This window comes from Streptosporangium sp. G12 (assembly GCF_052983175.1).
The window spans coordinates 246,549-273,066 of record NZ_JBRIQO010000001.1 but is presented as its reverse complement, the minus strand read 5'-3'; the positions used below and the strand labels follow the sequence as shown (position 1 = coordinate 273,066).

Annotated in this window: 22 protein-coding genes; 14 read left to right on the top strand and 8 right to left on the bottom strand. The window is 72.5% G+C overall.

Translation table 11 applies throughout. The features are described 5' to 3' along the window. Positions 1 to 2: 2 nt before the first annotated feature. Complete coding sequence (gene arfA / locus ACVCAG_RS01180) at positions 3 to 1,517, bottom strand: arabinosylfuranosidase ArfA (RefSeq protein WP_440082128.1); 1,515 nt, start codon at positions 1,515 to 1,517, stop codon at positions 3 to 5. A gap of 132 nt (positions 1,518 to 1,649) precedes the next feature. On the opposite strand from arfA, the gene ACVCAG_RS01175 reads away from it, so the two are divergent. The 3 genes from ACVCAG_RS01175 to ACVCAG_RS01165 all read left to right on the top strand — a co-directional run bounded on the left by ACVCAG_RS01175 (position 1,650) and on the right by ACVCAG_RS01165 (position 5,086). Next, complete coding sequence (locus ACVCAG_RS01175; RefSeq protein WP_440082129.1) at positions 1,650 to 2,705, top strand: substrate-binding domain-containing protein; 1,056 nt, start codon at positions 1,650 to 1,652, stop codon at positions 2,703 to 2,705. A 383-nt stretch (positions 2,706 to 3,088) separates the two neighbouring features. Next, the gene (locus ACVCAG_RS01170) at positions 3,089 to 4,216 is read left to right on the top strand and encodes a cellulose binding domain-containing protein (protein WP_440082130.1); all 1,128 of its coding nucleotides are present in this window, start codon (positions 3,089 to 3,091) and stop codon (positions 4,214 to 4,216) included. 177 nt (positions 4,217 to 4,393) lie between these two features. Then, a complete protein-coding gene (locus ACVCAG_RS01165) occupies positions 4,394 to 5,086 on the top strand; it encodes an RraA family protein (protein ID WP_440082131.1) in 693 nt (230 codons plus the stop codon). A 142-nt stretch (positions 5,087 to 5,228) separates the two neighbouring features. On the opposite strand, the gene ACVCAG_RS01160 is transcribed toward ACVCAG_RS01165, so the two are convergent. Both ACVCAG_RS01160 and ACVCAG_RS01155 read right to left on the bottom strand, forming a co-directional pair. Next, a complete protein-coding gene (locus ACVCAG_RS01160; RefSeq protein ID WP_440082132.1) occupies positions 5,229 to 6,413 on the bottom strand; it encodes a serine hydrolase in 1,185 nt (394 codons plus the stop codon). 39 nt (positions 6,414 to 6,452) lie between these two features. Next, on the bottom strand, positions 6,453 to 6,830 hold the full coding sequence (locus tag ACVCAG_RS01155) for a hypothetical protein (protein WP_440082133.1): 378 nt from the start codon (positions 6,828 to 6,830) through the stop codon (positions 6,453 to 6,455). A 277-nt stretch (positions 6,831 to 7,107) separates the two neighbouring features. Between ACVCAG_RS01155 and ACVCAG_RS01150 the strand changes: the two genes are divergently transcribed. Continuing rightward, a complete protein-coding gene (locus ACVCAG_RS01150; protein WP_440082134.1) occupies positions 7,108 to 8,487 on the top strand; it encodes a hypothetical protein in 1,380 nt (459 codons plus the stop codon). Between the two features lie 304 nt (positions 8,488 to 8,791). Next, positions 8,792 to 9,154: a hypothetical protein gene (locus ACVCAG_RS01145; RefSeq protein WP_440064848.1), complete on the top strand. Its 363-nt coding sequence runs from the start codon at positions 8,792 to 8,794 to the stop codon at positions 9,152 to 9,154. A 156-nt stretch (positions 9,155 to 9,310) separates the two neighbouring features. On the opposite strand, the gene ACVCAG_RS01140 is transcribed toward ACVCAG_RS01145, so the two are convergent. The 3 genes from ACVCAG_RS01140 to dhaK all read right to left on the bottom strand — a co-directional run bounded on the left by ACVCAG_RS01140 (position 9,311) and on the right by dhaK (position 11,482). Continuing rightward, positions 9,311 to 9,682 (bottom strand): PTS-dependent dihydroxyacetone kinase phosphotransferase subunit DhaM, encoded by a 372-nt coding sequence (locus ACVCAG_RS01140; RefSeq protein ID WP_440082135.1) that lies wholly within the window; start codon positions 9,680 to 9,682, stop codon positions 9,311 to 9,313. An 82-nt stretch (positions 9,683 to 9,764) separates the two neighbouring features. Beyond that, positions 9,765 to 10,490, bottom strand: coding sequence for a dihydroxyacetone kinase subunit DhaL (gene dhaL / locus ACVCAG_RS01135; RefSeq protein WP_440082136.1), 726 nt, complete (start codon positions 10,488 to 10,490; stop codon positions 9,765 to 9,767). Next, on the bottom strand, positions 10,490 to 11,482 hold the full coding sequence (gene dhaK, locus ACVCAG_RS01130) for a dihydroxyacetone kinase subunit DhaK (protein ID WP_440082137.1): 993 nt from the start codon (positions 11,480 to 11,482) through the stop codon (positions 10,490 to 10,492). The genes dhaL and dhaK overlap by 1 nt, the downstream gene beginning before the upstream one ends. A gap of 228 nt (positions 11,483 to 11,710) precedes the next feature. Between dhaK and ACVCAG_RS01125 the strand changes: the two genes are divergently transcribed. The 7 genes from ACVCAG_RS01125 (at position 11,711) to ACVCAG_RS01095 (ending at position 18,991) form a co-directional block, all read left to right on the top strand. After that, on the top strand, positions 11,711 to 12,484 hold the full coding sequence (locus tag ACVCAG_RS01125; protein WP_440064840.1) for a cyclase family protein: 774 nt from the start codon (positions 11,711 to 11,713) through the stop codon (positions 12,482 to 12,484). Then, positions 12,481 to 14,364, top strand: coding sequence for a thiamine pyrophosphate-binding protein (locus tag ACVCAG_RS01120; RefSeq protein ID WP_440082138.1), 1,884 nt, complete (start codon positions 12,481 to 12,483; stop codon positions 14,362 to 14,364). The genes ACVCAG_RS01125 and ACVCAG_RS01120 overlap by 4 nt, the downstream gene beginning before the upstream one ends. Before the next feature lie 77 nt (positions 14,365 to 14,441). Then, entirely contained in the window at positions 14,442 to 15,194 is a 753-nt protein-coding gene (locus tag ACVCAG_RS01115) for a 1-acyl-sn-glycerol-3-phosphate acyltransferase (RefSeq protein ID WP_440082139.1), read from the top strand. A 38-nt stretch (positions 15,195 to 15,232) separates the two neighbouring features. After that, positions 15,233 to 15,784, top strand: a complete 552-nt coding sequence (locus ACVCAG_RS01110) for a hypothetical protein (protein WP_440082140.1) — start codon at positions 15,233 to 15,235, stop codon at positions 15,782 to 15,784. Between the two features lie 75 nt (positions 15,785 to 15,859). Continuing rightward, on the top strand, positions 15,860 to 16,285 hold the full coding sequence (locus tag ACVCAG_RS01105; protein WP_440082141.1) for a TIGR03618 family F420-dependent PPOX class oxidoreductase: 426 nt from the start codon (positions 15,860 to 15,862) through the stop codon (positions 16,283 to 16,285). Between the two features lie 310 nt (positions 16,286 to 16,595). Next, complete coding sequence (locus ACVCAG_RS01100; protein WP_447189316.1) at positions 16,596 to 17,663, top strand: hypothetical protein; 1,068 nt, start codon at positions 16,596 to 16,598, stop codon at positions 17,661 to 17,663. Between the two features lie 356 nt (positions 17,664 to 18,019). Continuing rightward, complete coding sequence (locus ACVCAG_RS01095; RefSeq protein ID WP_440082189.1) at positions 18,020 to 18,991, top strand: glutathione S-transferase C-terminal domain-containing protein; 972 nt, start codon at positions 18,020 to 18,022, stop codon at positions 18,989 to 18,991. Between the two features lie 112 nt (positions 18,992 to 19,103). Here ACVCAG_RS01095 and ACVCAG_RS01090 read toward each other — a convergent pair whose 3' ends face one another. Together ACVCAG_RS01090 and ACVCAG_RS01085 are read right to left on the bottom strand one after the other, a co-directional pair. Further along, positions 19,104 to 19,754, bottom strand: a complete 651-nt coding sequence (locus tag ACVCAG_RS01090; protein WP_440082143.1) for a response regulator — start codon at positions 19,752 to 19,754, stop codon at positions 19,104 to 19,106. A gap of 5 nt (positions 19,755 to 19,759) precedes the next feature. Then, complete coding sequence (locus ACVCAG_RS01085) at positions 19,760 to 20,893, bottom strand: histidine kinase (protein ID WP_440082144.1); 1,134 nt, start codon at positions 20,891 to 20,893, stop codon at positions 19,760 to 19,762. A gap of 130 nt (positions 20,894 to 21,023) precedes the next feature. Between ACVCAG_RS01085 and ACVCAG_RS01080 the strand changes: the two genes are divergently transcribed. Both ACVCAG_RS01080 and ACVCAG_RS01075 read left to right on the top strand, forming a co-directional pair. Next, positions 21,024 to 22,127 carry a hypothetical protein gene (locus ACVCAG_RS01080; RefSeq protein ID WP_440082145.1) on the top strand — a complete coding sequence of 368 codons (1,104 nt, stop codon included), beginning with the start codon at positions 21,024 to 21,026 and terminating at the stop codon, positions 22,125 to 22,127. Between the two features lie 416 nt (positions 22,128 to 22,543). Further along, positions 22,544 to 26,095: a S8 family serine peptidase gene (locus ACVCAG_RS01075; protein WP_440082146.1), complete on the top strand. Its 3,552-nt coding sequence runs from the start codon at positions 22,544 to 22,546 to the stop codon at positions 26,093 to 26,095. Positions 26,096 to 26,518: the final 423 nt, after the last annotated feature.

Genomic DNA, 26,518 nt, shown 5'->3' with positions numbered 1-26,518 from the left:
TCCTACTCCTGGGGGGAAGGGGCGGCGAAGCGGACGATGTTCCACGAGACGGGTGAGAGGTTCAGGAAGGCGCGGCGGCCCTCCAGGCGCGGGCCGTCGCCCGGCCGGGGGACGACACGGTCGGGCGCGTCGGCGGAGTTGACCGCCGACAGGTCGTCGTCGGTGAGCTCCAGGTGCTCCACGGGCCGCAGCCCCTCGGGCAGCGTGAGCTCCAGCGCGCACGGGGCGTTCCGGTCGCGGTTGACCACGAACAGCACCAGCTCGCCGGTCGCCTCGTCGTGCGTGGCGGTCGCCCAGATCGCGGGTGCCTCCCCGTATTTGGCGGTGGGGATCACCTCGCACTCCGGCTCCACCCGCAGCACCTGGCCGCGGGCGTGCCGCGCGGTCAGCGCGAACGGGTGGAAGATGCTCTGCCGCCACGCCGGGCCGCCCGGCTCGGTCCTGATCGGGGCGATCACGTTGGCCAGCTGTGCCTGGCAGGCGACGCCGACCCGGTCGGTGTTGCGCAGCAGCGTGATGAGCAGGCTGCCGACCACCACCGCGTCGGTCACGTCGTAGGTGTCCTCGATCAGCCGCGGGCGCTCCTCCCAGTCCAGCGACGACTCGCCGGAGAAACGGCTCTGGTACCAGACGTTCCACTCGTCGAAGGAGAGCCTGATCCGCTTCTTGCTGCGCAGCTTCGCGCCCACGTGGTCGGCGGTGGCCGTGATCGAGCGGATCATGTGCTCCATGTCGGCGCCGCTGGCGAGGAAGGAGTCGGCGTCGCCGTCGGAGGGGTCGTAGTAGGCGTGCAGCGAGATGTAGTCGACCATCTCGTACGTCGCCTCCAGCACCTCGGCCTCCCAGGCGCCGAACGTCGGCATGCCGCTGTTGGAGCTGCCGCAGGCCACCAGCGACAGGCCGTCGTCGAAGCGCTTGAGGGCCCGCGCGGTCTCGGCGGCGAGCCGGCCGTACTCGGCGGCGGTCTTGTGACCCATCTGCCACGGGCCGTCCAGCTCGTTGCCCAGGCACCACAGCCGCACGTCGTGCGGCTTGTCGACGCCGTGCGAGCGGCGCAGGTCCGACAGGCGCGTGCCGCCGGGGTAGTTGGTGTACTCGACCAGCTCCAGCGCCTCGGCCACCCCTCTGGTGCCGAGGTTGAGCGCCATCATCGGCTCGACCCCGGCCTTGGCGGCCCAGGCCATGAACTCGTTGAGCCCGAAGCGGTTGCCCTCCAGGCTCCGCCAGGCGAGGTCCAGCCGTGCCGGCCGCTCCTCGGCCGGGCCGACGCCGTCCTCCCAGCGGTAGTTGGAGACGAAGTTGCCCCCGGGGTAGCGGACCAGCGTCACCCCGAGCTCGCGGGTCAGCTCCAGCACGTCGGTGCGCAGGCCGTCGGCGTCGGCCAGCGGGTGGCCGGGCTCGAAGACGCCGGTGTAGACGCAGCGGCCCATGTGCTCGACGAAGGAACCGAAGAGCCGGGGCTCCACCGGGCCGATCCGGAAGGCGGGGTCCAGGGTGAGACGGGCGGTGGTCGCCAAGACACGACCTCTCTGTTAACGCGACATTTCGTGGTAGGGGGTTTCTACAACGTTGTTTCAACGTTGTAAACAGGTGCTCCGGAAGTCGATACCGGGGCGTTACGATCGTCGCAATCGGATCTCGTACGGTCCGTGGAGCGTCGGCCGGGCCGGGCGGCGGAGACCGCGGCGGGAATGGGGGAGCGGGTGGGTGCGAGCCTGCGCGACATCGCGCGCCTGGCGGGGGTGTCGGTGAAGACCGTCTCCAACGTTGTCAACGGGTACGCCCACGTGTCGCCCGTGACGCGGGCCAAGGTCGAGGAGGCGCTCTCCCAGCTGGAGTACCGGCCCAACCTGTCGGCCAGAAGCCTGCGTCAGGGACGCACCGGCGTGATCGCCCTGGCGCTGCCCGAGCTCGACGCCCCCTACTTCGCCGAACTGTCCAGGTTCGTCATCGACGCCGCGGCCAAGCTGAGGTGGCTGGTGGTCATCGAGCAGACCGACGGCCGCCTGGAGCGGGAGCGGCGCATCCTGGACGGGGTCCGCGACCACCGGGTGGACGGGGTGATCCTCAGTCCCATCGCCATCGGCGCCGACGAGCTCGCGGCGCGCACCGACGCCACCGCGCTCGTGCTGCTGGGCGAGCGGATCCACGACGGTCCCGCCGACCACGTGGCCATCGACAACGTACGGGCGGCGCGAGACGTCACCGAGCACCTGATCGGGCTCGGCCGCACCCGCGTCGCCGCGCTGGGGGCCGAGGACAACGCCGCCAGCGGCACCGCCCCGCTCCGCCTCGCCGGGTACCGCGAGGCCATGGCCGCCCACGGGCTGCCCGAGACGGTCGCCACGGTCGAGCGCTACCGCAGGGACCAGGGGGCGGCGGCGATGGCCGCGCTGCTGAAGCGCGCCGAACCGCCCGACGCGGTCTTCTGCTTCAACGACCTGCTGGCACTGGGCGCCATGCGGACCGTCCTCTCCGCCGGCCTGCGAGTGCCCGAGGACGTCGCGCTGGCCGGCCTCGACGACATCGAGGACGGCCGTTTCAGCACCCCGACGCTGACCACGGTCGCCCCCGACAAGGCCCAGCTGGCCCGGACCGCGGTCGACCTGCTCAAGCAGCGGATCGACGGCCCCGCCGACCGCCCCCCGAAGGAGGTGGGCGCGGGCTACCGGCTCATGGTCAGGGAGAGCACCCTCGGGCGGTGACCGGCGTGCCCCTTCCGGGGCCCGGCCGTCCTCGTGACCGCGATCCGGTAATAAATCTACATCGTAAAGGCCCCGGCTCGATTTGCAAGATCATTTCTGACCGTCCCTCCGCGAGAGAATCGGCGGGCAAAAGGCCCGGACACGTCAACCGGGAAGATTTAACGGCGCGGAACACCGGGGACGACAACGGCTGGTTCCCGTCGCGGTACACCGAGAGCCCATATGCGGCCATAATGACGCATCCACCCGCGCCCACCTGCGCTTTCGTCGACCGGCGACATCGCGGCTTTACGGGGTGCCGAAGATGATTCACAATTCCTGCGGGGGGTCACACGCCGACGCGGTTCGATAGGGGCATCATGCAACTCGGCAGGCGATCCTTTGTGGCGGTCCTTCTCACCCTCGGATTCCTCTCCCTGGCGTTACTCGCCGCCGCACTGGTGATCGGCCCGGCCGGAGAGACGGCGCTGGCCGCCGCCCCGGCGAGGGGCGCCCCGTACGTGGCCGCTCCGGCGGGGGCGGCCGACGACACCACCCCGCCGACGCGTCCCGCCGGCACGCGGCCCTGCCCGGTGCCGCAGGCCTCCACCCCGACCGGCTACGCCTCCATCTGCTGGGACCCCTCGACGGACGACACGGGGGTCGTCGGCTACGACCTGTACCGCCTGGACGCCGGCGGTTTCGTCCTCGCCGCCACCACGACCGGCACGATCGGCGGCTTCTCGGGCGAGCTGAACCGCTCGTACACGATGTACGTCGTGGCCAGGGACGCGGCGGGCAACGTCAGCCCGCCCTCCACCCTGATCACGGTGTCCGCGACGGTCGGCATGACCCCGACCGCCTCGCCGACCCCGCTGCCGGGCGACCGCGTGCCCCCGTCCAGGCCGACCGGCCTGAGCGAGCCCTGCCTGTGGGACTACCGGGGCGTCGCGTTCTGCTGGCAGCCGTCGAGCGACAACGTGGCGGTGACGGGATACGACGTCTACCGCGAGACCGCGACGGGTTACGCCAAGGTCGGCACCACCACCTATCCCTCGTACCAGGGCTCCGGAGGGCCCGGGGTGGTCATCGGGCAGCGCTACACCTACGTCGTGGTCGCCAGGGACGCGGCCGGCAACCTCAGCGCGCCGTCCGACCCGCTGTCCGTCCTGGCCAGGGAAGGTCTCCCCTCCCCGAGCCCGCTGCCGCCGTCGTGCACGGTGTCGTACCGGGCGACGACGTGGGGTTCGGGGCTGACCGCGAACATCACCGTGCGCAACAACGGCACGATCGCGTTCGAGGACTGGACGCTGACGGTCGACTACCCGGCGCCGGGCGTGCGCCTCGTCTCGGGCTGGTCGGCGGACTGGAGCCAGACCGGTTCGCGGATCGTCGGCACGAGCAAGCACTGGAACAGGGTCATCGCCCCCGGCTCGACGGTGCAGGTCGGGTTCGTCGCCTCGTCCAGCGGTCCCCCGCCCACCCCCGCGAGCTTCACCCTCAACGGAAGGGACTGCGCCGTCGGCGGCTGAGGGCGCCCTGGCGGTGCGGCCCGGACCACGGTCCCGGCTTGAGCGGCACCGGGATCGGCCGTCAGCGGATCCCGGTGCCGGTTGTGCCGCTCGGTAAGATCGGGGACACCGTCGACGTCCCCCTCGCCGCGTCCGCGCGCCGCCGGCGCCGAGGAGGCCCGAGCAGGGGAGAACGCCATGCTGGAGGCTTTCGCCGACCTGTCCACGCCGCTGGTGGCCGATGCCTGCGTCCGCGGCGGCCTGCCCCTGCGCGCCGCGCCGCCCGGCATCGGCCCGGTCGTCCCCGGACACCGGATCGCGGGACGCGCGCTGCCGGCGCGGCACTACGGCAGCGTGGACGTGTTCCTGGAGGCGTTCGGCCGGGCCGGGCGCGGTGACGTGCTGGTCGTCGACAACGGGGGGCGCCAGGACGAGGCGTGTGTCGGCGACCTGGCGGTGCTGGAGGCCGAGGCGGCGGGGATGGCGGGCCTGGTGGTGTGGGGGCTGCACCGCGACACGCCGGAGCTGGCGGAGATCGGACTTCCGGTGTTCAGCTACGGCCGCTACCCGCCCGGTCCGGTGCGGCTGGACGAACGGGAACCCGAGGCGCTGGCCACCGCGCGATTCGGGCCGCACCTGGTGAGCGCCGCCGACGTCGTCTTCGGCGACGACGACGGCGTGTTGTTCGTCGCCGCCGAGCACGTCGAGGGGGTGCTGGCGACGGCGCGCCGGATCGGGCGGACCGAGCGCGAGCAGGCCCGCAGGATCCGGGAGGGCGAGACGCTGCGCCGGCAGACGGCCTTCGACGACTACCTGGCGCGGCGCGACGCCGATCCTTCGTACACCTTCCGGCGGCATCTCCGGCGCGTCGGCGGAGCCATCGAGGAGTAGGCCGTGTCCCGACCGCCGCGGACGTGACGGCCGGTCACGTCCGGGGGAGTGTCCCGCTCCCGCGGCGGCCCAGGACAGGATCTTCGAGCACGCCGGGAGGATGACCGGCCCCGTACCTCCCCGTCGCCCGCACCCCGGGGTCCTATCGGGCCCCGGCCCCGATCGCGTCGTGGACCGCCTCCAGGAGGTCGGCGGCTCTGCGGTCGGGCACGCCTTCCTGGATGTGGTTCATGACGTAGCCGAAGGCGAGGCCGGTCGCCGGGTCGGCGAAGCCGAGCGATCCGCCGTAGCCGGGAAACCCGAAGGCGGTCGGGCTGTACCAGAAGGCGTCGGGGGTCGGCAGGCCGAAACCGGTGCCGATCCGGACCGGCACCCGCAGGACGCGGTCGACACCGCCGGTCTGTTCCGCGGTCGCCGCGGCCAGGGTGGCGGGTGTGAGGATGCGGTGTCCGTCGACCTCGCCGATGAGCGCGGCGTAGAAACGGGCCAGCGCGCGGGCCGTGCAGATGCCGTTGGTCGAGGGCATCTCGGCGACCTGCTCGGCGGGGTCGTCGTGGTTCGGCATCGGCGTGATGACGCTCGTCGCCCGCCTGGTCAGCGAGGTGGGGTCGGCGTAGGCCCGCATCACCTCGCGCGCGGGCTCGGGCAAAGCGTCCAGGTCGATCCGGGCGAACGCGTCCAGGTCGACGGGGGCGGCGACGATCCGGCTGACCCGGTGCAGCTCGGTTTCCGGCAGTCCGATCCACAGGTCCAGGCCGAGCGGCGCGGCGATCTCCTCGGCGAGGAAGGTGCCGAGGCTGCGGCCGGTCACCCGGCGGACGACCTCTCCGACCAGCCAGCCGTAGGTGTGCGCGTGGTAGCCGTGCTCGGTGCCCGGCTCCCAGGCGGGACGCTGGGCGGCCAGGGCGTTCACCATCGGGTCCCAGGCGATCGCCTCCGCCGGGGTGATCGGGTGGTCGATCACGGGAAGCCCGGCCTGGTGGGTGAGCAGCCAGCGGACCGGGATGTGATCCTTCCCGTTCGCCGCGAACTCCGGCCAGTACTCGGCGACGGGCGCGTCGAGGTCCAGCTCGCCCCGCTGGGCCAGCAGGTGCGCGCAGGCGGCGGTGACGCCCTTGGTGGTGGAGAAGACGACCTGCAGCGTGTCGCGCTCCCAGGGGCGGCCGGTCGCGGGGTCGGCGATCCCGCCCCACAGGTCGACGACCTTCCGGCCGTGCAGGTAGACGCCGACCGCGGCGCCCACCTCCTGCCCGCCGGCCAGGTTGGCCGCGAACGCCTCGCGCACCCCTTCGAACCCCGGTGCGGTGGTTCCTCCGATTTCGGGCATGCGTCATCGCCTTCCGTCTGGTGTGTGTCGCCGGAGGTGCTAGCCGCGCCATTTCTCGATGAGCCAGGCGCAGATCTCCGGCTCGGTCATCTCGGGAAACTCTTCGGTGAACGTGACGAGTGCGCGCACCGCCTCGTCCCGGTCCAGGCCACGTGCCGCCGCCGCTCTCAGGTACTCCTGACGTGCGGCGGAAGGACGGCCTCCGCCCGTGCCGCGGCCCGGCAGGCCGTCGCGCCACCGCGCGATCTCCTCCAGCCGATCGGCTCGCCAGCCGGGGGCTCCGTCGACCTCGACGTCGGGTTCGGGAAAGGGGTGACGCGAATCGCGCGGATGGCGTGAGCGCCACTTGTGCACCGCGTGCCGGCTCACCCCCAGCGCCTCGCCGACGCCGAGAACGCCGAGGAAGTGCTCGGTCATGGCGTACCAACTTGTCTGTCCGGCCTCTCCGTGGGTCCCATTACTACCACGCCCGAAGCGGAGTCCCGCGTCCACGGACACATCGAACATCGTCTCTACCAGAGACGATATTAGGGTGGGCGTTGGAACATCGTCAATATCAGAGACGACGTTATCTCCGGCGTTGGAACTTTGTGGACGCTTCATGCGTCGTTCCAGGAAAGCGGGAGGCATCGCCGGGGGAAAGGCAGGGGTGGCGATAGGGGTGACACGATCGCTCGCCGGGGGCGGGTGTGAGATGCGTGTGGACGAAAACTGTCTCGTCGTCGACGTGCCGGGGCGCCATCCGATCCGGTTGCCGCTCACCGGTGAGGAACGTGCGGCCCGCCTGGTCATGTACCGCCTTCCCCGGGAGAACGGGGTCGTCTATGGGGTCGCGGTCCTGAACGCCGCGGGAAGGGGCATGCTCGACTCCCCGGGGGCCAGGCCCCGCCATCTGGTGGAGGCGTTCGCCGTGCACGCCGGGCTGCTCTTCGAGTATCGGCCCCATGCCGCGGAGCGGGAGGGCTACGCCGACATCGAGACCCGGGCGCGTGGGTGGCGCAACACGGCGGACGTGGGGCTGCCGGTGCGTGGCACCCACTCTCCCTACGAGGTGGCGCTCCGGCTCCGGCCGTACGACGAGGTGTCCGGCGAGCTCCGGCCGTGCGAGGGTGCGCTGGAGGGCGCGCCCTGCCCGGCGACCACGCTCAGCTGGGACGGCCGGACGCTGGTCGCGGCGGATCCGGTGGCGGGGCGTTCGCTGCGGCTCATGCCCGCCTCCCTGTACCACTACCGGTACGAGCGCCGGGTGCTCGTCTCCGGCAAGGAGGAGACGCGCTCCCTCACCGGGCTCGCCGTGCTCGACGCCGACGGGCTGGTGCTCGCCGACCTTCCCGGCGAGTGGCCGGCCCACGAGGTGGCCGCCTTCGCGGCCGGCCGGAGACTTCCCGTGCACGATGCCCTGGTGGCGCCGCCGAGGGCGGTCCGCACCGCGCTGAGCAGGCGGGCCCCCGGCTGGACGCGCCTCACCGGGCTGGAGATCCCCCGGATGTCCAGGGCCAAGAAGACCGTCGCGGTCTGCGCCGGGGCGGCGGGGTTGTTCGCGATGGCCTATGTCGTCACGACGGGCGGCTGGTTCGCGTGGCGGGGGCTGTCCGCGCTGGGCGGGATGCTGCTGGACCTGCTGGACGCCAAGTGGCTGGCGGTCTTCTTCGCCCCCCTGCTCGTCGTCCTGAAGCCCGTGCGCGAGGCGTGGCACGCCTCGCGCATCCGGCGCGGTGCCGCGCTCGGGCCACCCGGGGGGCCGTACCTCTCCGTCCCGCGCGGGAGGACGGCACGCGTCCCGCACGGGAGGACGCTGCGCGTCGGGCTCGGCGCGCGGATGGTCCCCGACGACCTGGAGATCGGGCCTGACCTGGGCTGCGCGGCCGGCCTGATGGCCTACCGCCACGAGAGGCTGTCCGGGCTCTTCGTGGTGGACGGCGAGGGCAGGCCCGTCCGCCACCTGCCCGGCCCGTGGCCGCCGGAGGACGCGCACCGCTTCGCCGCGCGACGCGGGCTCGGCTTCGAGGTCCGGACGCTGGGCCGTGCGGAGTATCTCGACCTCACCGCCCGGGCTCGCGACGCCGTACCCTGACCCACCGCTCCCGGGGCGACCGCCGGGTGGCGGGGGAGACGACGACACGAGCGGCCGTCTCGATGCCAGATGCCTCTGAGCGGTGATGATTCCCCGAGACGGATCGACGCCGGGTGGGCTCGTACGGCACCATTATGTGACGCATGACGGCAATGTCCTCTCCGGCGATCGGCGAAGCCTCCGGCAGCTCGCGGATCGCGGCGGGGTTCTGCCCGGGTGGAGGCCCGATCCTCTCGTGAACAACCTTCAGTAGAACGCGCCGCTTCCACCCGCATACCTCTCACCTCCCCTGAAAGGCCCCCCTATGAGCGACCTCAACGCACTCCTCGCCCAGCGCGCCGAGCTGGACCGCCAGATCGAGGAACTCCAGTCCGGAGACCTGAAGGAGCGCGAGAACACGCTCAGCGACATCCTCGCGGCCGTCGCCGAGTGGGCCACCGTGCGCGGCCACGAGGCGCTCAGGAGGGAACTCAAGAACTGGGAGTACGTCACCTTCGCCGGTATCGAGGTCGGCGTGGGTCACGACGGCGGTGAGCGCTGGGGGCTGCCGCAGAGCTCGGTCAGCGTGATGGACTCCGTCAGCGGGACCGACGTGGAGTTCGGCACCACGCCCCCTCCGGTCCAGGCCGTCCTCGGCCTGCTGGAGGGCCTGCTGGCCACGCGCTAGCCCCGTCCCGCGCGTCCGCCGGAACCGGGACGGTCTCCGCGTGGCCACGCGCCGGCCCGTCCCGCGCGTCCGCCGAACCAGGACGATCCCCACACCACCGCCCCGGCCTCGCGTGCACGCCGGACCCCGCCCTCCCCGGAGGGCGGGGGTCGCGCGTCAGAGCTTGCGGAAGGTCCTCGCCTCCTCGGCCGCCGCGAGCACGGCCCGCAGCGCACAGCCGGTGCCCGCCGACACGACGGCCGAGATCGCCCCCTCCACGAACGGCACGTCGGCGATGACCACGCGCTCGTCCGCGAAGAGCCGGGCGGTGAGCACCGAGCTTCCCAGGTCGGGGATGAGGATCACCCCGTCTCCCCGGTCCACCTCCTCGATCGCCGCCGCCACCAGGTCGGGACTGGTCCCGAGGCCGCCGTCCTCGGTGCCGCCCGCGGCGGCCAGCGGGACGTTCGTGCCGCCGATCTGCGAGGCCAGCAGCGCCACCTCGGCCGCCAGCGGGCCGCTGTGCGAGATGAGGACGATGCCTACCACGGGCTCACCACGGGTCCGCCGGCCGGTTCGCGACCGGGTGCGAGCCGGCGGCCGCCCGCCTCCGGCCGGAGCGGGGAGCGGGTCATCGTGCCACCACCGCGTGCAGGGCGGAGAGGATGAGCGCGGTGGAGGCGGCGCCGGGGTCCTCGTGGCCCACGCTGCGCGGCCCGAGATAGCTGGCCCGGCCCTTGCGGGCCTGCATCGGGATCGTCGCCTCGGCTCCGGTACGGGCCGCCGCCGCCGCGGCCCCGACCGCCTCCGCCGGGTCCTTCCCGTCCTGTACGGCTTGTTCCAGTGCCCGCACGGCCGGGGCGAGGGCGTCCACCATGGTCTTGTCGCCCTCGGCCGCGGATCCCAGCTTGCGCACCCCGGCGAGCCCGGCCTCCAGGGCGGCGTGGAGCTGCGCGACGGACACCTCGGGGGTGTCGCCCAGCGTCTTGCCCGCCTCGCGGAACGCCGTGCCGTACAGGGGGCCGGACGCCCCGCCGACCTTGCGGATCAAGGTGTTGCCCACCAGCACCAGCAGCGATCCCGGGGTGCCGGGTTCCTTGCCGGCCAGGGCCGTGGTGACCGCGGTGAGGCCCCGGTCGAGGTTGACGCCGTGGTCGGCGTCGCCGATCGCGGCGTCCAGGCCGGTCAGCCGCTCCTTTTCGGCGGCGACGGTCCTGGCGGTCTCCTCGATCCAGGCGGCGAAAAGGGCGGTGTCCATCGCGGTGTTCATCTCGGTGTCGTCCGTGTCGGTGTGTGTCTCGGTATCGGTGCCGGTGTTCGTGCCGGTGTTCGGGGCGGCGTCCGTGCCGGAGGCCATCAGCGGCCCCAGCGCAGCGCGGGGGTTTCGACGGGGGCGTCCCACAACCGGGTGAGCTCCTCGTCCAACCGGCACACCGTGATCGAGAATCCCTGCATGTCGAGGCTCGTCACGTAGTTGCCGACAAGGTTACGCGCCGCCCGCGCCTGCTTCTCCGCCAGGTGCTCCACGACGGCCGCGTAGGCGATGTACAGCTCGATCAGCGGGGTGCCGCCCATGCCGTTCACCATCACGAGGGTGTCGCCGGAGATCGGCAGGTCCTCGTGGACGGCGTCCATCGCCAGGTGGACCAGCTCGCGGGCCGGGCGCATGGCCGAGCGCGTCCGGCCGGGCTCGCCGTGGATGCCGATGCCCAGCTCGATCTCGGTGTCGGCGAGATCGAAGGTGGGCATGCCCGCCGCGGGTGTGGTGCAGGGGCTCAGCGCGACCCCGAAGGAGCGGCTGCGGGCGTTGACCTCCCTGGCCACCCGCGCGACCTCGGCCAGCGGCGCGCCGGTCTCGGCCATCGCCCCGGCGATCTTCTCGACGAACAGCGTGGCGCCGGTGCCCCTGCGTCCCGCCGTGTAGAGGGAGTCGCGCACGGCCACGTCGTCGTCGACCAGCACGCTCTCCACCCGCACCCCCTCCTCGCCGCTCAGCTCGGCGGCCATCTGGAAGTTCAGCACGTCGCCCGTGTAGTTCTTCACGATGTGCAGGACGCCCGCCCCGCCGTCCACCGCCGCGGTGGCCTCGATCATCTGGTCGGGTACCGGGGAGGTGAAGATCTCACCGGCGCAGGCCGCGTCGAGCATGCCGTACCCCACGAATCCGGCGTGCAGCGGCTCGTGCCCCGACCCGCCGCCGGACACCAGGCCCACCTTGCCGGGGCGCGGTCCCGAGGCCCGGAACACGATCTGGTTGTCCACGTCCACCCGCAGCCCGGGATGGGCCGCCGCGACGCCGCGCAGCGCATCGGGAACGACGGACTCGACATCGTTGATGAGCTTTTTCACAGTTCCCAAACTCGCCCTGTTCGCGGGCGATGGCAAGCATCGGCCGCGGAAGCTCTTCCCGGCTTCCTTCCCGGCTTCGATGTCTCGGCCGGACCGGGGCGGGCGGGACCGGCGCGCGGCCGTCGCCGGGCAGGGAGGACCGGTGGGCACGCGAAGGTGGCGGGCGAAGGCGGCGCTGTAGGAGGATCTGCCGAGGTCCTGTCCCGTTGGAGTCCCGTTGGAGGCGTCATGTCGGTGTTGCGGAACCTGGTGGAGAGCATCCGGAACGGCGGGATCGAGGTGATCGACCTGACGGCGCCGCTGTCGTCGGAGACGCCGATCCTGCGGCTGCCGGAGCCGTTCGGCAACACCGTCCCGTTCGCGCTCAAGGAGATCAGCCGCTACGACGACCGCGGCCCCGCCTGGTACTGGAACGACATCGTGACGGGCGAGCACACCGGCACCCATTTCGACGCTCCCGTCCACTGGGTCACCGGCAAGGACGGCGAGGACGTCTCGCAGGTGCCGGTCGAGCGGCTGATCGCCCCGGCCGTGGTCCTCGACTTCGCCGCCGAGGCGGCCGAGAACGCCGACTTCCTGCTGGAGATCGCGCACGTCAAGGCATGGGAGGAGGCCAACGGGCCGCTGCCGGAGGGCGGATGGCTGCTCTACCGCACCGGCTGGGACGCCCGCTCCCACGACCAGGAGCGCTTCCTGAACGCGAACGAGACGGGCCCGCACACGCCCGGCGTCTCGGTCGAGTGCGCCCGGTGGCTGGCCGAGGAGACCCCGATCGCCGGGCTGGGCGTGGAGACCGTCGGTACCGACGCGGGCGCCGCGCACGGCTTCGACCCCGCCTTCCCGTGCCACTCGTTCCTGCTGGGCGCGGGGAAGTACGGCCTGACCCAGCTGCGCAACCTCGACCGGCTCCCGGTGACCGGCGCCGTGGTCGTCGCCCCGCCGCTGCCCATCGCCGGAGGCTCGGGCAGCCCGCTGCGGGTGCTGGCCCTGGTCGAGAGGTGAACGTCGCCGAGGTCGTGGGGCGGACCCTCGCCTCGCTCGGCGTGGGCACCGCCTTCGGGGTGGTGGGCAGCGGCAACTTCCACGTGACCAACGCCCTGGTCGCGTACGGCGCGCGCTACGTCGCCGCGCGCCACGAGGGCGGCGCGGCGACCATGGCAGACGCCTACGCCCGCCTCAGCGGCGAGGTCGCCGTGCTCAGCGTCCACCAGGGGCCGGGGCTCACCAACGCGATGACCGGCATCGCCGAGGCCGCCAAGAGCCGCACCCCGCTCGTCGTGCTGGCCGGAGAGGTGACCGAGCCCCGCTCGAACTTCTTCGTCGACCAGGTCACGCTGGCGGAGGCGGTGGGTGCCGTCGCGATGCGGATCGGGTCGGCGGAGACCGCCGCCGCCGACACGGCCGAGGCGTTCCGCGCCGCCCGCGACGGACGCCGTACGGTCCTGCTCAACCTTCCGCTGGAGGTTCAGGGCCTGGCCGTCCCGGACGCGGGCCGGGAGGCTCCGGCGGCCGTCGCGGAGGGGGAGGGGCCGGGGGCGGCCGTACCGGAATCCGGGCAGGCCGTCCGGTGGCCGGGATCCGGTGAGGTCGTCCCGCCGCGGGAACCCGGGGTCGAGCGGGTCGCCCGGCTGGCGGAGATCCTCGCGGCGGCCCGCCGTCCCGTCTTCGTGGCCGGGCGGGGCGCACGCGGGGCCCGGCGCGAGATCGAGGAACTCGCCGAGCGGGCCGGGGCGCTGCTGGCCACCTCCGCCGTGGCGAAAGGGCTCTTCCGGGGCAGTCCGTGGGATCTGGACGTGAGCGGCGGGTTCGCCTCGCCGCTCACGGTCGAGCTCATCCGCGACGCCGACGTGCTCGTGGGCTGGGGCTGCGCCCTCAACATGTGGACCATGCGCCACGGCACGCTGATCGGCCGCGACACCACCGTCGTCCAGGTCGACCTGGACGAGGCCGCGCTCGGTGCTCACCGGCCCGTCCACCTCGGCGTGGCCGGTGACGCCGCCCTCACCGCGCGGGCCACCGCTCGCCTGCTCGGCGACGGCGACGGCGACGGCGACGGCGAGGGTGACGGCGAGGGCGAGGGTGACGGCGAGGGCGAGGGCGAGGGCGACGGCGACGGCGAGGGTGACGGCGATCGTGACGGTGACAGCGACGGTGACGGTGTATCGCGTGACGAGGTGAAAGTCCCGGGCGGTGCGAGCGCCGGCGTCCCGGGCGCCGGCGGAGCCGGGTACCGCTCGGCGGGGCTGGCCGCGCGGATCGCCGGGGAGAACCGCTGGCGGGACGTTCCCTACACCGACGAGAGCGGCGACGGCAGGATCGACCCCCGGACGCTGACGATCGCGCTGGACGACCTGCTCCCCGCGGAACGCGTGGTCTCCATCGACTCCGGAAATTTCATGGGATATCCGTCGATGTTTCTCGATGTCCCTGATGAGCGGGGTTTCTGCTTCACACAGGCGTTCCAGTCGATCGGCCTCGGCCTCGCCACCGCGATCGGCGCGGCCCTGGCCCAGCCGGACCGGCTCCCGGTGGCCGCGCTGGGCGACGGCGGCGCGCTGATGGGCGTCGCCGAGCTGGAGACGGTCGTACGACTCGGCCTGCCGATGGTGATCGTCGTGTACGACGACGACGGCTACGGTGCCGAGGTGCACCACTTCGGCCCGGACGGGCACCCCCTGGAGACCGTGACCTTCCCGCCCGCCGACATCGCCGCCGTCGCCCGCGGCTTCGGCTGCGAGGCGGTCACCGTACGGACCCGGGAGGATCTCGTCGCGGTGGCCCGGTGGCTGGAGGGGGACCGTGACCGGCCCCTGCTGGTCCACGCCAGGGTCAGCCGCGCGCGCGGATCGTGGTGGCTGGAGGAGGCGTTCAGGGGGCACTGAGGCCCGGCCCCGCGAGGGCGTCCGCAAGAGGATCGGGGGAGGTCGGGCCGGGGGGAGAGCTGAGGTACGGTTCAGCCATGGCTGAGATCGTGTACCCCCCGGTCATCGGGGCGGCGTTGACCTTGTTCCGTGCGCTGGACCTCAAAATCCGCATCGAGGGCGCGGAGCGCATCCCGCGGACCGGCGGGGCCGTGCTGGTCAGCAATCACATCAGCTATCTCGACTTCATCTTCGCCGGTCTGGCCGCGCGTCCCTCCGGGCGCCTGGTGCGTTTCATGGCGAAGAAGGAGGTGTTCGACCACCGGATCTCCGGACCGCTGATGCGCGGCATGCACCACATCCCGGTCGACCGCGCGGCCGGGGCCGCCGCGTTCGGCGCGGCGCTGAAGTCGCTCAAGGGCGGTGAGGTCGTCGGCGTGTTCGCCGAGGCCACGATCAGCCGGTCCTTCACGATCAAGGAGATCAAGAACGGCGCGGTCCGGATGGCCGTCAGCGCCAAGGTGCCGATGATCCCGGTCTCCCTGTGGGGCACCCAGCGGCTGTGGACCAAGGGTCACCCCAAGAAGCTGCTGCAGCGGCACGTGCCGATCACGATCCAGGTCGGCGAGCCGATGTACCCCCAGCGCGGCGACGACTACGACGCCGTCACCGCGGACCTGCGCGAGCGCATGGCCGAGATGCTCGACAAGGCGCAGCGGAGCTACCCGGAGATCCCGCCGGGCGTCTGGTGGCAGCCCCGCCACCTCGGCGGCACCGCGCCCACCCCCGAGGAGGCCGCCAAGCTGGACGCCGCCGAGGCGGAGGCCAGGGCGGTCCGCGACAAGCCATGAACAGGTAGTTCACAAGTGGCGTGCCCCATCCTCTCCCCATGAGCAGCGCATTCGACGACATCGCGAACGCCTTCCAGCCGGTGCCGGCCCCCGGACCGGGACGCACGCCGGGGAAGGTCGGCATGGCCGTTCTGCTGGTCCTCTGGACGGGGCTGGGAGTGCTGCCCTTCGTGGTCGCGGTGCCCGGCCTCAAGCTCGCGACGGGCTCCATCGGCGTCCCCGGAACGCTCACGGTCGTCTCGTGCGAGGACCTGGGCCGGGGCCGCTACGACTGCAAGGGCGCTTTCGCGCCCGACGGCGGCGGCGACGCGATCCCGGTCGACGCCTCACCCGACTCCACCGCCGGTGACGTCAGGCGGGCCCGGCTCACCCCCGAGGGCGACCGCGCCGTACCGACCGGCACCTCCGGTGTGCTGGCCGCGCTGACCATGCCCTTCCTCGGCGTCGGCGTGCTGGGCTTCCTGCCGTACGTCCTCCTCCACGTCTCCGGGGCGCGGCGGGGCCGCCGGGCCGCCGTGGTCCTCGGATGCCTCCTCACGCTCGTCTCGCTCGCCGGTGTGGTCGTCGGGATGGTCGCCGCCTACTCCTGAGCACGCCGAGGCGCGCACGCGCCCGGCGGCGTGTCCCGGCGCTCGTTCGGGAGACGGGCTGACGACAATCGTCGGATGGAGAAGATGACGGACGCCGAATGGCGTGAGTTCGTGATGACGGGGACGCGTACCGGCAAGCTCGGGGTGGTCAGGGCCGACGGCAGGCCGCACGTGACGCCGATCTGGTTCGTGCTCGACGGGGACGACGTGGTGTTCACCACCCACGAGAGCAGCGTCAAGGGCAGGAGCCTGCGGCGCGACCCCAGGGGGGTCCTGTGCGTGGACGACGAGACCCCGCCGTTCTCCTACGTCATGATCGAAGGCCTTGTCACCCTCTCCGCGGACGCGGACGAGCTGCTGAGGTGGGCCACCGAGATCGGCGGCCGGTACATGGGCCGCGAGCGCGCCCACGAGTTCGGCCGGCGCAACGGCGTACCGGGGGAGTGGCTGGTCAGGCTCCGCGTCGGCAGGGTCGTCGCCGGCCGCGACGTGGCGGACTGAGGATCCCACCGGACATCCCGTACGGCATTCGGGTGACCCCCGGCCGTGAGACCTCCGACGGCATGCGGGACGTCGTAGGGGCGAATCTGGTCGAAATTGGAATTTTTAAACACGGTGGTGAGCTGCTGAAAAGCCCGATTTAGGGTGTCATGCACTTATTTTGCTTGCATGGGTTCGCGTGAAGCGGGCACTGTTCCCCGCGCCCTGGACGGAGGACCACGACCGGGCGGTGGTCCTCGGTCTCGGCGGCGGGCGTAGGCACCCCTTCGACGCCCCCGCTGGTTCCGGATCAAACCAGATGGAGGACAAGGTGACGCGAACAAACCCCGGCAGTTCCAACGAGGTGTCGTCGAGCGGATCGGGCAGAGCACCCTGGCGCATTCCACGCCCGATGGTCCTCGCCACCGCCGTCGTGCTGGCGGCCTCGGGCGGCGTCGGGGTGTCCTCGGCGTCAGCGGCATCGCCGCCGCCCGTTCCCACGCCGCCGGAGACGCCGACTCCCAGCGTGACGGTGACGGTGAGCGAGACACCCACCCCGGATCCCACGCTGACCCCGACCCTGACGCCGACCCCGGGGCCCACCGCCACGACGCCGCCCAAGATACCGCCGGTGGCGTTCCCCGGCGCGCTGCACGGCGAGTTCGTGCTGCCGGCGAAGGACGGCTGCGGCTTCACGGTGTTCGCCCAGACGGGTGAGGCGATCGCTGTGGCGGAGGACTCGATCACGGTGCGAAGCCAGGACGGCTTCGAGAAGGTGTACGCGATCACCGATTCCACCAAGTCCCTCTCGGGACGGCGGGGCAACGTGGTCAGGCAGGGAGACTGGGTCTCGGTGACCGCCACGACGACGGGCGCCACGACCCCGGGTGAGACGATCCCGGGCGAGACGCCGCCGCCTGCCCCGACGCCGGGCGAGACGACGCCTGCCACGACGCCGACCGTCACAGCCCCGGGTGAGACGCCGCCGCCTGCCCCGACGCCGACCGCTACGACGCCGCCCGCCCCGGCGCCCGGTGAGACGATCCCGACCGCCCCGGCGCCCGGTGAGACGACGCCGGGCGAGACGACCACGGGCGAGACGGCGACGGCCGCCTACGTCTTCGACCTGACGCGGCCCAGCAGGAAGTTCTGGCGCGGCGGCGACTGGTGGTCCCTCAGCAAGTGGCGGATCGGCAAGTGGCGCGAGCCCAGCATCTGCCCCACGCCGCCCGCCGTGACCCCCACGGTGCCGCCTCCCGCGGAGACCCCGGCGCCCCCCACGGAGACCCCTCTCCCGCCCACGGAGACCCCGCTGCCTCCCACGGAGACGCCGATCGTCCCCACTCCCGAGCCGACCCCCACCGTGACGGAAACCCCGACCCCCACCCCGACTCCCTGAGCGTCCAGGGACCGGACGCGGCCGTCGCGCGCCCCTGACCCGTGGGGCCGCGCCGAGGATCCCGAAGCCGTCCAGCGCGAGGTGAGGGGCCCGGGGGGCCGATGACGCGCGGCTCGCGAGGGCGTCGCCCGGGTCTCCGATCGGAGACCCGGGCGACGCCGTTCCACGTCGCGACCGCCTCGGTGCCCCGAGCCGGGGCGCGGTCGCGGCACCCCCGGCGGTCACGAATCCGGTCTCCGCGGACTCCTCGAAGTCGTCATGCCCCGGTGCGTACGGGGAAGGTCACCACGGAGAGACCGTCCACGATCCCTGGAGGCGAATTGACCGCGAAATCCGGAACAGAGTCCGAATCCGTGATGTCTCCCAGCCGCTTCGACGCCCGGATCACCGCGGATCCGGACTCGGCCTGGCCGGCGGAACCGCGTCGTTACCGGCTGGTCGCGAGCCGCGCGTGCCCGTTCGCGAGCAGGGCCGTGGTGAGCCGCAGGCTGCTCGGCCTGGAGGACGCGATCTCGCTGGCCGTCGTCGACCCCATCCAGGACGACCGCGGCTGGAGCTTCGCCCTCGGCCCGGACGGCAGGGATCCCGTCCTCGGCTACCGCCACCTCAGCGAGGCGTACCTGGCCGCCGACCCGGAATACGACGGCGGGTTCAGCGTTCCCGCGATGGTCGACACGGCCACCGGGCGCCTGGTCACCAACGACTTCGACGCGATGACCCTGGACCTGGCGACCCAGTGGACGGCCCTCGCCCGCCCCGGCGCCCCGGATCTGTACCCCGAGCCGCTGCGCGCGGAGATCGACGAGCTGAACGAGCGGATCTTCCAGGACGTCAACATCGGGGTGTACGAGGCGGGCATGGCCACCACCCAGGAGGCGTACTCGCGGGCCTACGACGCGCTGTTCGCCCGCCTCGACGCGCTGGAGGAGCGGCTGCGGACCCGCCGCTACCTGGTCGGCGACACGATCACCGAGGCCGACATCCGGCTGTTCACCTCGCTGGTGCGCTTCGACGTGGTCTACCACGGGCACTTCCGGTGCAACCGCTCCAAGCTGACGGAGATGCCGGCGCTGTGGGCGTACGCGCGTGACCTGTTCCAGACCCCCGGCTTCGGCGACACGGTCGACTTCGACCACATCAAGCGTCACTACCACCTCGTTCTGGACGAGAGCAATCCCCATCACATCGTGCCCGGCGGCCCGGACCTGTCCGGATGGCTCGTCCCGCACGGCCGCGACGGTCTCGGCGGCAGGCCGTTCGGGGACGGCACCCCGCCGGGCCCGCCGCCCGCCGCGGAGGTCGTCCCGCCACGGGGACGGGCGGCCTGACGCCACCCCCCGCCGCGCCCCGGGGATCCTGAGGTCCCGGCCGTGTGCGGGGGTGGCGACCGGCCGGCACGGCGCCGCCGGACGGGTGGCGCCCGGCGCCGTTCAGCCCCGTTCAGCCCCGGTGCGGCCAGGCGCGGGCTCTGCCGGTGCTCCAGGCCCACGAGGCGATACCGACGCGGTTCCGCACCCCCAGCTTGCGCTGGATGCCGGCGATGTGGTTCTTGACCGTGCCGGGCGACAGGAACAGCTCCGCGGCGATCTCGGCGTTGGTCTTGCCCTGGGCGACGAGCAGGGCGACGTCGTCCTCGCGTTCGGTCAGCGCCGTGCCCCGGGGGACGTCCTCGGGCGACGGGCCGATCCGGCTGAGGAGCCGTACGGTGAGTTGCGGGCTGATGAGCACATCGCCGTTCACGGCCGCGCGTACGGCCTCGACCAGAAGGGCCGGGCCCGAGCGCTTGAGGACGAACCCGGCCGCGCCGTGGCTCAGCGCGGCGTACAGGTACTCGTCCAGTCCGAACGTGGTGACGACGACGACGCGGACGCCGGTGCCGGCCAGCGCGCGGGTCACCTCGATGCCGTCGGCGTGCGGCATCCGGATGTCGGCGAGCACCACGTCGGGGCGCAGGTGCCGGGCCGACTCGATGGCGGTGACGCCGTCGGCGGCCTCCGCGATGACGGTCATGTCCGGCTGGGCGTCGAGGATGAGACGGAAGGCGGTGCGGATGCCCTCCTGGTCGTCGGCGACGAGGATGCGGATCGACATGTCGCTCATCGTGCCAAGGGGATGCGGGCCGTGAGCGACCACCCTCCGCGTACGGGGGCCGCGTGCAGGAGGCCGCCCAGCGATCGGAGGTGCCGCGCCAGGACCGGCAGGCCGAAGCCGCCGCGTCCGCCCTCGCCCGGTCCGGTCACCCCGTCGTTCGTCACCGTGACCACGAGCGTGGCGGACTCCACCGTGACGGTGACGTCCACCACGGTGGCCTCGGGGGCGTGACGGCGCACGTTGGTCAGTGATTCGGCCACGACCCGGAACGCGGTGGCGGCCGTCTCCCGCGGCACCGTCTCGCCCACACCCGGGTCCATGTCCACGCGGACGCGTGCCCGCCCGGCCGCGGTGAACCGGGCGGCGAGTTCGGGCAGCTCGGCCAGGCCCGGGAGCGGTGACGTGGTCGCGAGCTCGTCCTCCCGCAGGATGAGGACGGTCCTGTCCAGCGCCGACATGGCCCGCTGACCGGCCTTCTCGACACGTTCGAGGGCGAGGAGCGCCTGTCCGGGATCGCCGGGACCGACCACCTGGCCGGCCTGCGCGTGCGCCACCATCTCGCTGATGTCATGGGCGACGAAGTCGTGCAGGTCTCCGGCCACCTGCAGCCGCAGGGCGGTGCGGACGTCGGTCACCGCGCGGACCCGCCGGGTGTCCAGGGAGCGCAGGTACGTCCCCGAACCGGCCGCGACCAGCGCGCCGACCGACCAGAACGCGCAGGCTCCCACCCCCTCCAGCAGGGACGAGGGCGTGATGAACCGCAGCAGGCAGACAGACGAGGCGAGGCCCGCGAGCGCACCGGCGGCCGCCGCCCGCCGTACCGGCGACCACCGGGCGTTCAGCGCGACCAGCAGCATGAGTGCCGCGCTCTCCGCCATTCCCGATATGCCGGCCTGCCAGGCGAGGGGAAGCCCCATCAGGCACGCCAGGGTGACGGCGAGGGACACGGCCGCGGCCACGCAGGTCACCGTGGCCAGGTGTGCCGGTGTCCGCGACCGGCCGCCGGCCGCCCAGACCAGGGCGGCCGTCACCGTCGTCGCCGCCGCCATGGCCGCCGCCCCGAAGACGGGCGAGGCACCGATCCCGGCCAGGACCACGGCGGCGACGGCGATCGCACGGGTACGCCCACGAAGACTCACCGGACCGACGATACGCAGGCGCCTGCGCCCGCCGCACCTGCCGTACGGCACGGTCACCGGGCGCGGAGACCGTCATCACCTGCCGAACGGCACATGGCCTGTCGCCCGCCGGGAGCACGATGCTGACCTCATGGCAACGACCACCGCTCCACCTTCGCCCATCCACCGGTCCGCCTGGCCGGGCTACGCGGCGGCCCTGTGGTCGCTCGGTTACGGCGCGCTCGGCCTGTCGTGGGCGCTCGGCGCGCCCGGCTTCCCCTGGGGGAGGTCCGATCCCGATCCCGACGGGGCACTGTCCATCCTCGCTCACGCCACCCCGGATCCCGGCGGTTGGTGGATCGTCGCCTTCTGCGTGCCGGCACTGTTCACCTCGCTGGCCCTGGCACGGACGGACGGACGTGAGCCCGCCGGCCGGGTGCCCCCGCTCCTCGCCTGGCCGATGGCCGTGCTGCTGATCCTGGTGATCCCCGACTCCAGGCCGATGATGGGGGTGGCCTACACCCCGCTGCTGCTGGTGGCGCCCCTTTTCGACCTGGAGCTGGGCGGCAGCACCTTGGCCGACCTCTGGCCGTGGCCGGTGGTCAACCAGGTGCTGTGCGTCGCCGGAGGGCTGCTGCTGGCCGCGGCGGCGCTGAACTACCGACGCCGCCGCCGGGAGGCCTGCGCCGCCTGCGGGCGTACCGGCCACGACGGGTGGACCGCCCCCGCCGCGGCGGCCCGCTGGGGCCGTGTCGCCGTCCACATCGCCGTCGCCGTACCCCTGGTGTACTGCGTGACCCGGTGGAGCTGGGCTCTCGGCATTCCGCTGGGGGTGCGCGGGGAGTTCCTGGAGGAGGGGACGAGGGACACCCCGGGCATCTGGCTGGCCGGCGCCTACCTGGCGACGTTCGGCGCCTGCGGAGGCCTGCTCACGCTGGGGCTGGTCCAGCGCTGGGGGGAGATCTTCCCCCGCTGGATCCCCGGCCTGCGCGGCAGGCGTGTCCCTCCGCTCCTCGCCGTCATCCCGGCCGGCCTCGTCGCGATCATCGTCACGGTCGCGGGACTGACCTACATCCGCTGGACCGTGGCCGGCCGTTTCGCCCTGGACGAATGGGGGGCCTGGCTCCCGGAGACCTTCTGGCCGATCTGGGGAGGGGCACTGGCCGCCGCCGCTCTCGCCTACCACCTGCGCAGGCGCGGCGGATGCCACCACTGCGGGCGGGGTCCGGTCCGGGCCGATGCCGTTCCCGCCTGAACGCGACGCCAGGGTCCCGAACCCGGGACCCTGGCGTCCGAGGTGGGCGGTACGGCCGGGCGAGCGGGCTGGTCTCGCCCACGCTCCTCAGCGTGTCGTCGAGATGTCTCTCGTGCTCCACCGTGTCGTGTCCCGTCAGGTGGCGGAAACACGCCACCCCGCAGAGGGCTCCCCGCCTCCGGGCCCCGCTCCCGGGCAGGACGGTTGAAGCCCCAGGTCATCCTCGTTTCGCCGAGCCGGGACCACGCGGATTCCCTCGCCTCACGCGGGTGCGAATGAAACTCTTGTAAATTTTTCTGTCCCTTATTACGAGCAAATGCAACATTTATTCATTACCCTCCCCGGAGGTTAGGGAGATCCCTTATCGCCCATTTTGCTTCCCCCCGCGGGCACCCCCTGCCCGTGAAGGAGATCGTGTGTTCACAGCCCGCCCCTGGCGAGTGGTCCTGATCGGGACCATCACCCTCGCCTCACTGATCCAGCAGAGTGTGGCGTACGGCGCCACACAGGCCTCGCCCGAGTTCGACAAGATCGACCGGGTGGTCCAGGCCGACCTGTCCACGGACGACAAGGCCACCTTCTGGGTGCGCCTGAAGGACGACGCCGACCTGCGGGCGGCGCGTACGGCGAAGACCAAGGCCGAGAAAGGCAAGGAGGTCTACCGGGCGAAGACGAAGACCGCCGCCGCCTCGCAGACGAACCTGCGCAAGCTCCTCAAGGCCGCACGCGCCGACTTCACCCCGTTCTGGATCGTCAACACCGTCAAGGTGACCGGCGACGCGAAACTGGCGGCCGAGATCGCCAAGCTCCCCGAGGTGACGGCGATCGAGCCGTCCCGGGTCGTCCGGCTGCCCGATCCGGAGCCGGCCAAGGAGGTCAAGGCCACCGCGGCCTCCGTCGAGTGGAACATCGACCGTATCAACGCCACCAAGGTGTGGGACGAACTCGGCGACCACGGCGAGGGCATCGTCATCGGGAGCATCGACAGTGGCGCGCAGTGGGACCACCCGGCGCTGGTCTCCGCCTATCGCGGCACGAAGCCCGGCGGCGGTGTCGACCACAACTACAACTGGGTCGACACGATAGGCGTATGCTCGGCCGGCGTGCCCTGTGACGACCTCGGCCACGGCACCCACACGATGGGCACCATGGTCGGTGGCGACGGCGGCGCCAACAACATCGGTGTCGCCCCCGGCGCCAAGTGGATCACCGCGAAGGCCTGCACGGTGAAGCCGAGGAGCTGCCCGAACGACGCGCTGCTCGCCGCCGGCCAGTGGATGCTCGCGCCCACCGATCTGAACCACCGGAACCCGCGTCCCGACCTCGCGCCTGACGTCATCAACAACTCCTGGGGCGGCGCCGGCCTCGACCTCTGGTACGACGAGATGGTCCGCGCCTGGGTCGCCGCCGGCATCTTCCCCACCTTCTCCAACGGGAACGAGGCCCTGAGGGCGCCCGTCACCTGTGAGAGCACCGGCAACCCCGGTGGGAACATCGCCGCCTACAGCGCCGGAGCGTTCGACTCCGAGGGGCGCATCGGGGAGTTCTCCTCGCGCGGTCCCGGCGAGAACGGCGAGATCAAGCCGAACATCACCGCGCCGGGCGTGAACGTCCGCTCGTCCTGGAACGACGGCGGCTACCGCCCCAACTCCGGCACGTCGATGGCCGGCCCGCACGTCGCCGCCACGGTGGCGCTGATGTGGTCGATGTCGCCCAGCCTGAAGAACGACGTCGAGAACACCCGCGCCCTGCTCGACGGGACCGCGGCCGACGTCGACGACACGAGCTGCGGCGGCACCGCCGCCGACAACCATGTCTGGGGCGAGGGCATGCTCGACGCCTACGCCGCGGTCAAGGCGACCCCGGCCGGGGAACTGGGCACGCTGGCCGGCACGGTCACCTCGGGCGGGTCCCCCCTGGCCGGCGCGACCATCGGCGTCTCCGGACCGGTGAGCCGTACGGTCACCACCGCGCAGGACGGGTCCTACACGCTGCCCCGCCTCCTGAGCGGCGACTACGAGATCACCTTCGGGAAGTTCGCCTACGACGAGGTCACCGCGACCGTCACCGTCACGACCGACCAGACGGTCACCCGGGACGCGTCGCTGGTGGCGCAGGCCCTGAGCACGGTGTCCGGGACGGTCACCAGCGTCGGCCTGCCTCAGGCCGGCGCCACGGTCGCCGCGGCGGGCACGCCGGCCGGCACGGTCACCGACGCCCAGGGCCACTACGAGCTCACGCTGCCCCGCCGGGGCTTCGACCTGAAGGTCACCGCGGGCTCGCGGTGCACGCAGGACGCCACCGTGCCCGTCACGGTGACCGGCGACCTGGTCAAGGACATCGAGCTGGCGAGCCACACCGACTCCTTCGGCCACACCTGCGGGAGCGGCACCGAGCCGTACGTCGAGGGCACCACCAAGGAGCGGCTCGGCGGCGACGACGAGAGCCAGATGATCACGCTGCCGTTCGCCTTCCCGTTCTACGGCAAGACCTACACCCGCGGCGCGGTCGCCACCAACGGGTTCCTGACCTTCGGTGCCAACACCTACGCCTTCCCGAGCAACGTCTCCCTGCCCGCCACCGGCGATTCCAACGCCTCCATCTACCCGTACTGGGAAGACCTGGCGATGTGGGACGACAGCGGGCTCTACACCGCCACCGTCGGCACCGCACCGCACCGCACCTTCGTCGTGGAGTGGCGCAACGTGCAGTTCTACGACAGCGACGACCACTTCTCGTTCGAGGCGTTGCTCGGTGAGGACGGTTCGATCGGGTTCCGCTACCGCGGAATCGACGCCCCCATCGAGGCGGGCACGACCGCGACGATCGGCATCGAGAACGCGGAGGGCACCGACGCCCTGCAGTACTCCTTCAAGACCGATCCTCTCCCCGCCATCGCCGACGGCCAGAGCCTGTCCTTCGCCGCCCGGGGGCACGGGCTGGTGACCGGCACCGTCACCGACGCCAACGACGGCGAGCCGCTGGCGGACGCGACGGTGAAGGTGGGCGACGTGGCCACCTTCACCACCGGAACCGACGGCACCTTCTTCGGGCAGGCCCCCGCCGGTGACCACCAGGTCGAGGTCTCCGGGGAGAACTACGGCACTGTCACCAAGCAGGTCACCGTCAAGGCCGGTGAGCGCAACCCGCTCGACACGGCCCTGGTCACCGGCCGGGTGACGGCGTCGACCGACGAGGTCACCCTCGTGATGCCGGCCTCCTCCACCAGGAAGGGCACGGTCGAGCTGTCCAACCTGGGGGCCGACGCGGCGTACACCGTCGAGATCGCCTCCGGCCAGACATGGCTGGGCGTGACCCCGGCCGGCGGGCAGATCGCGGCCCGCGGGTCCGTGACGCTGCAGGTCACCGCGTCCAGCGCGGGGGTCCAGCCCGGCAGCGTCCGCACCGGCGTGCTGGTCGTGCGCTCGGCGAGCGGCCGCAACCCGGCGTTCCCGATCAGCGTGTCCGTCGTGGTGCCGAAGTTCCAGGCCGCCATCGAGGCCGGCGGCTCCAAGGACGTCGTCGACGCCGTCGGCGACGTCTGGGCGGCCGACCGGAAGTACACGCCGGGCGGCTACGGCTACGTGGGCAACGGCGACAGGACGAGCACCTCCAGCGGGACCGTCGAGGGCACCACCGAGCAGGCGCTCTACGGGAGCGCCCGCGAGGACATGCGGGAGTACCGGTTCGACAAGGTGCCCACGGGGGTCTACACCGTCGAACTGGGCTTCGCCGAGACCCGGAACAAGCGTCCGGGCAAGCGGGTCTTCGACGTCGGCATCGAGGGCGAGCCCGCGATCTCGGCACTCGACCTCGCCCGGGAGGCCGGGGAGAACACCGCGGTCAGCCGCCAGTACACGGTGAAGGTCACCGACGGCCAGATCAACGTGGGCTTCACCGCGCGGACCGGCGATCCCATCGTCAACTCCATCCGTGTCAGCGAGCGTCCCGACAGGGCCGCCCGGTAGGCGCGATCCACACCCTCGACCGGCCCGTACCGCTCAGCGGGACGGGCCGGTTCCACGGTCGCCGGCTCGATCGCGGCAGCGCTGGTCTCCGCCTGCCGGGTGTGCCGCCGCTCACCGACGATGCCAAGTTCGCCGGCGCGACCGGGCACCGGGCGGAGACCCACCGCTACCCGCCACCGCTGGTGTAGATCCTCCTGCGATGCGTTGGCCCCCGGACGGCCCCCGGACGGCCCCCGGACGGCCCCCGGACGGCCCCCGGACGGCCCCCGGACGGCCCCCGGACGGCCCCCGGACGGCCCCCGGACGGCCCCCGGACGGCCCCCGGACGGCCCGCGGTGGGTTCCACCGGGTTCTCCATGATCTCGATCAGCACGGTCTGGCCGGGCCTGACGCGTCGAGGATGGATCGTGGATGAGCGGCGCC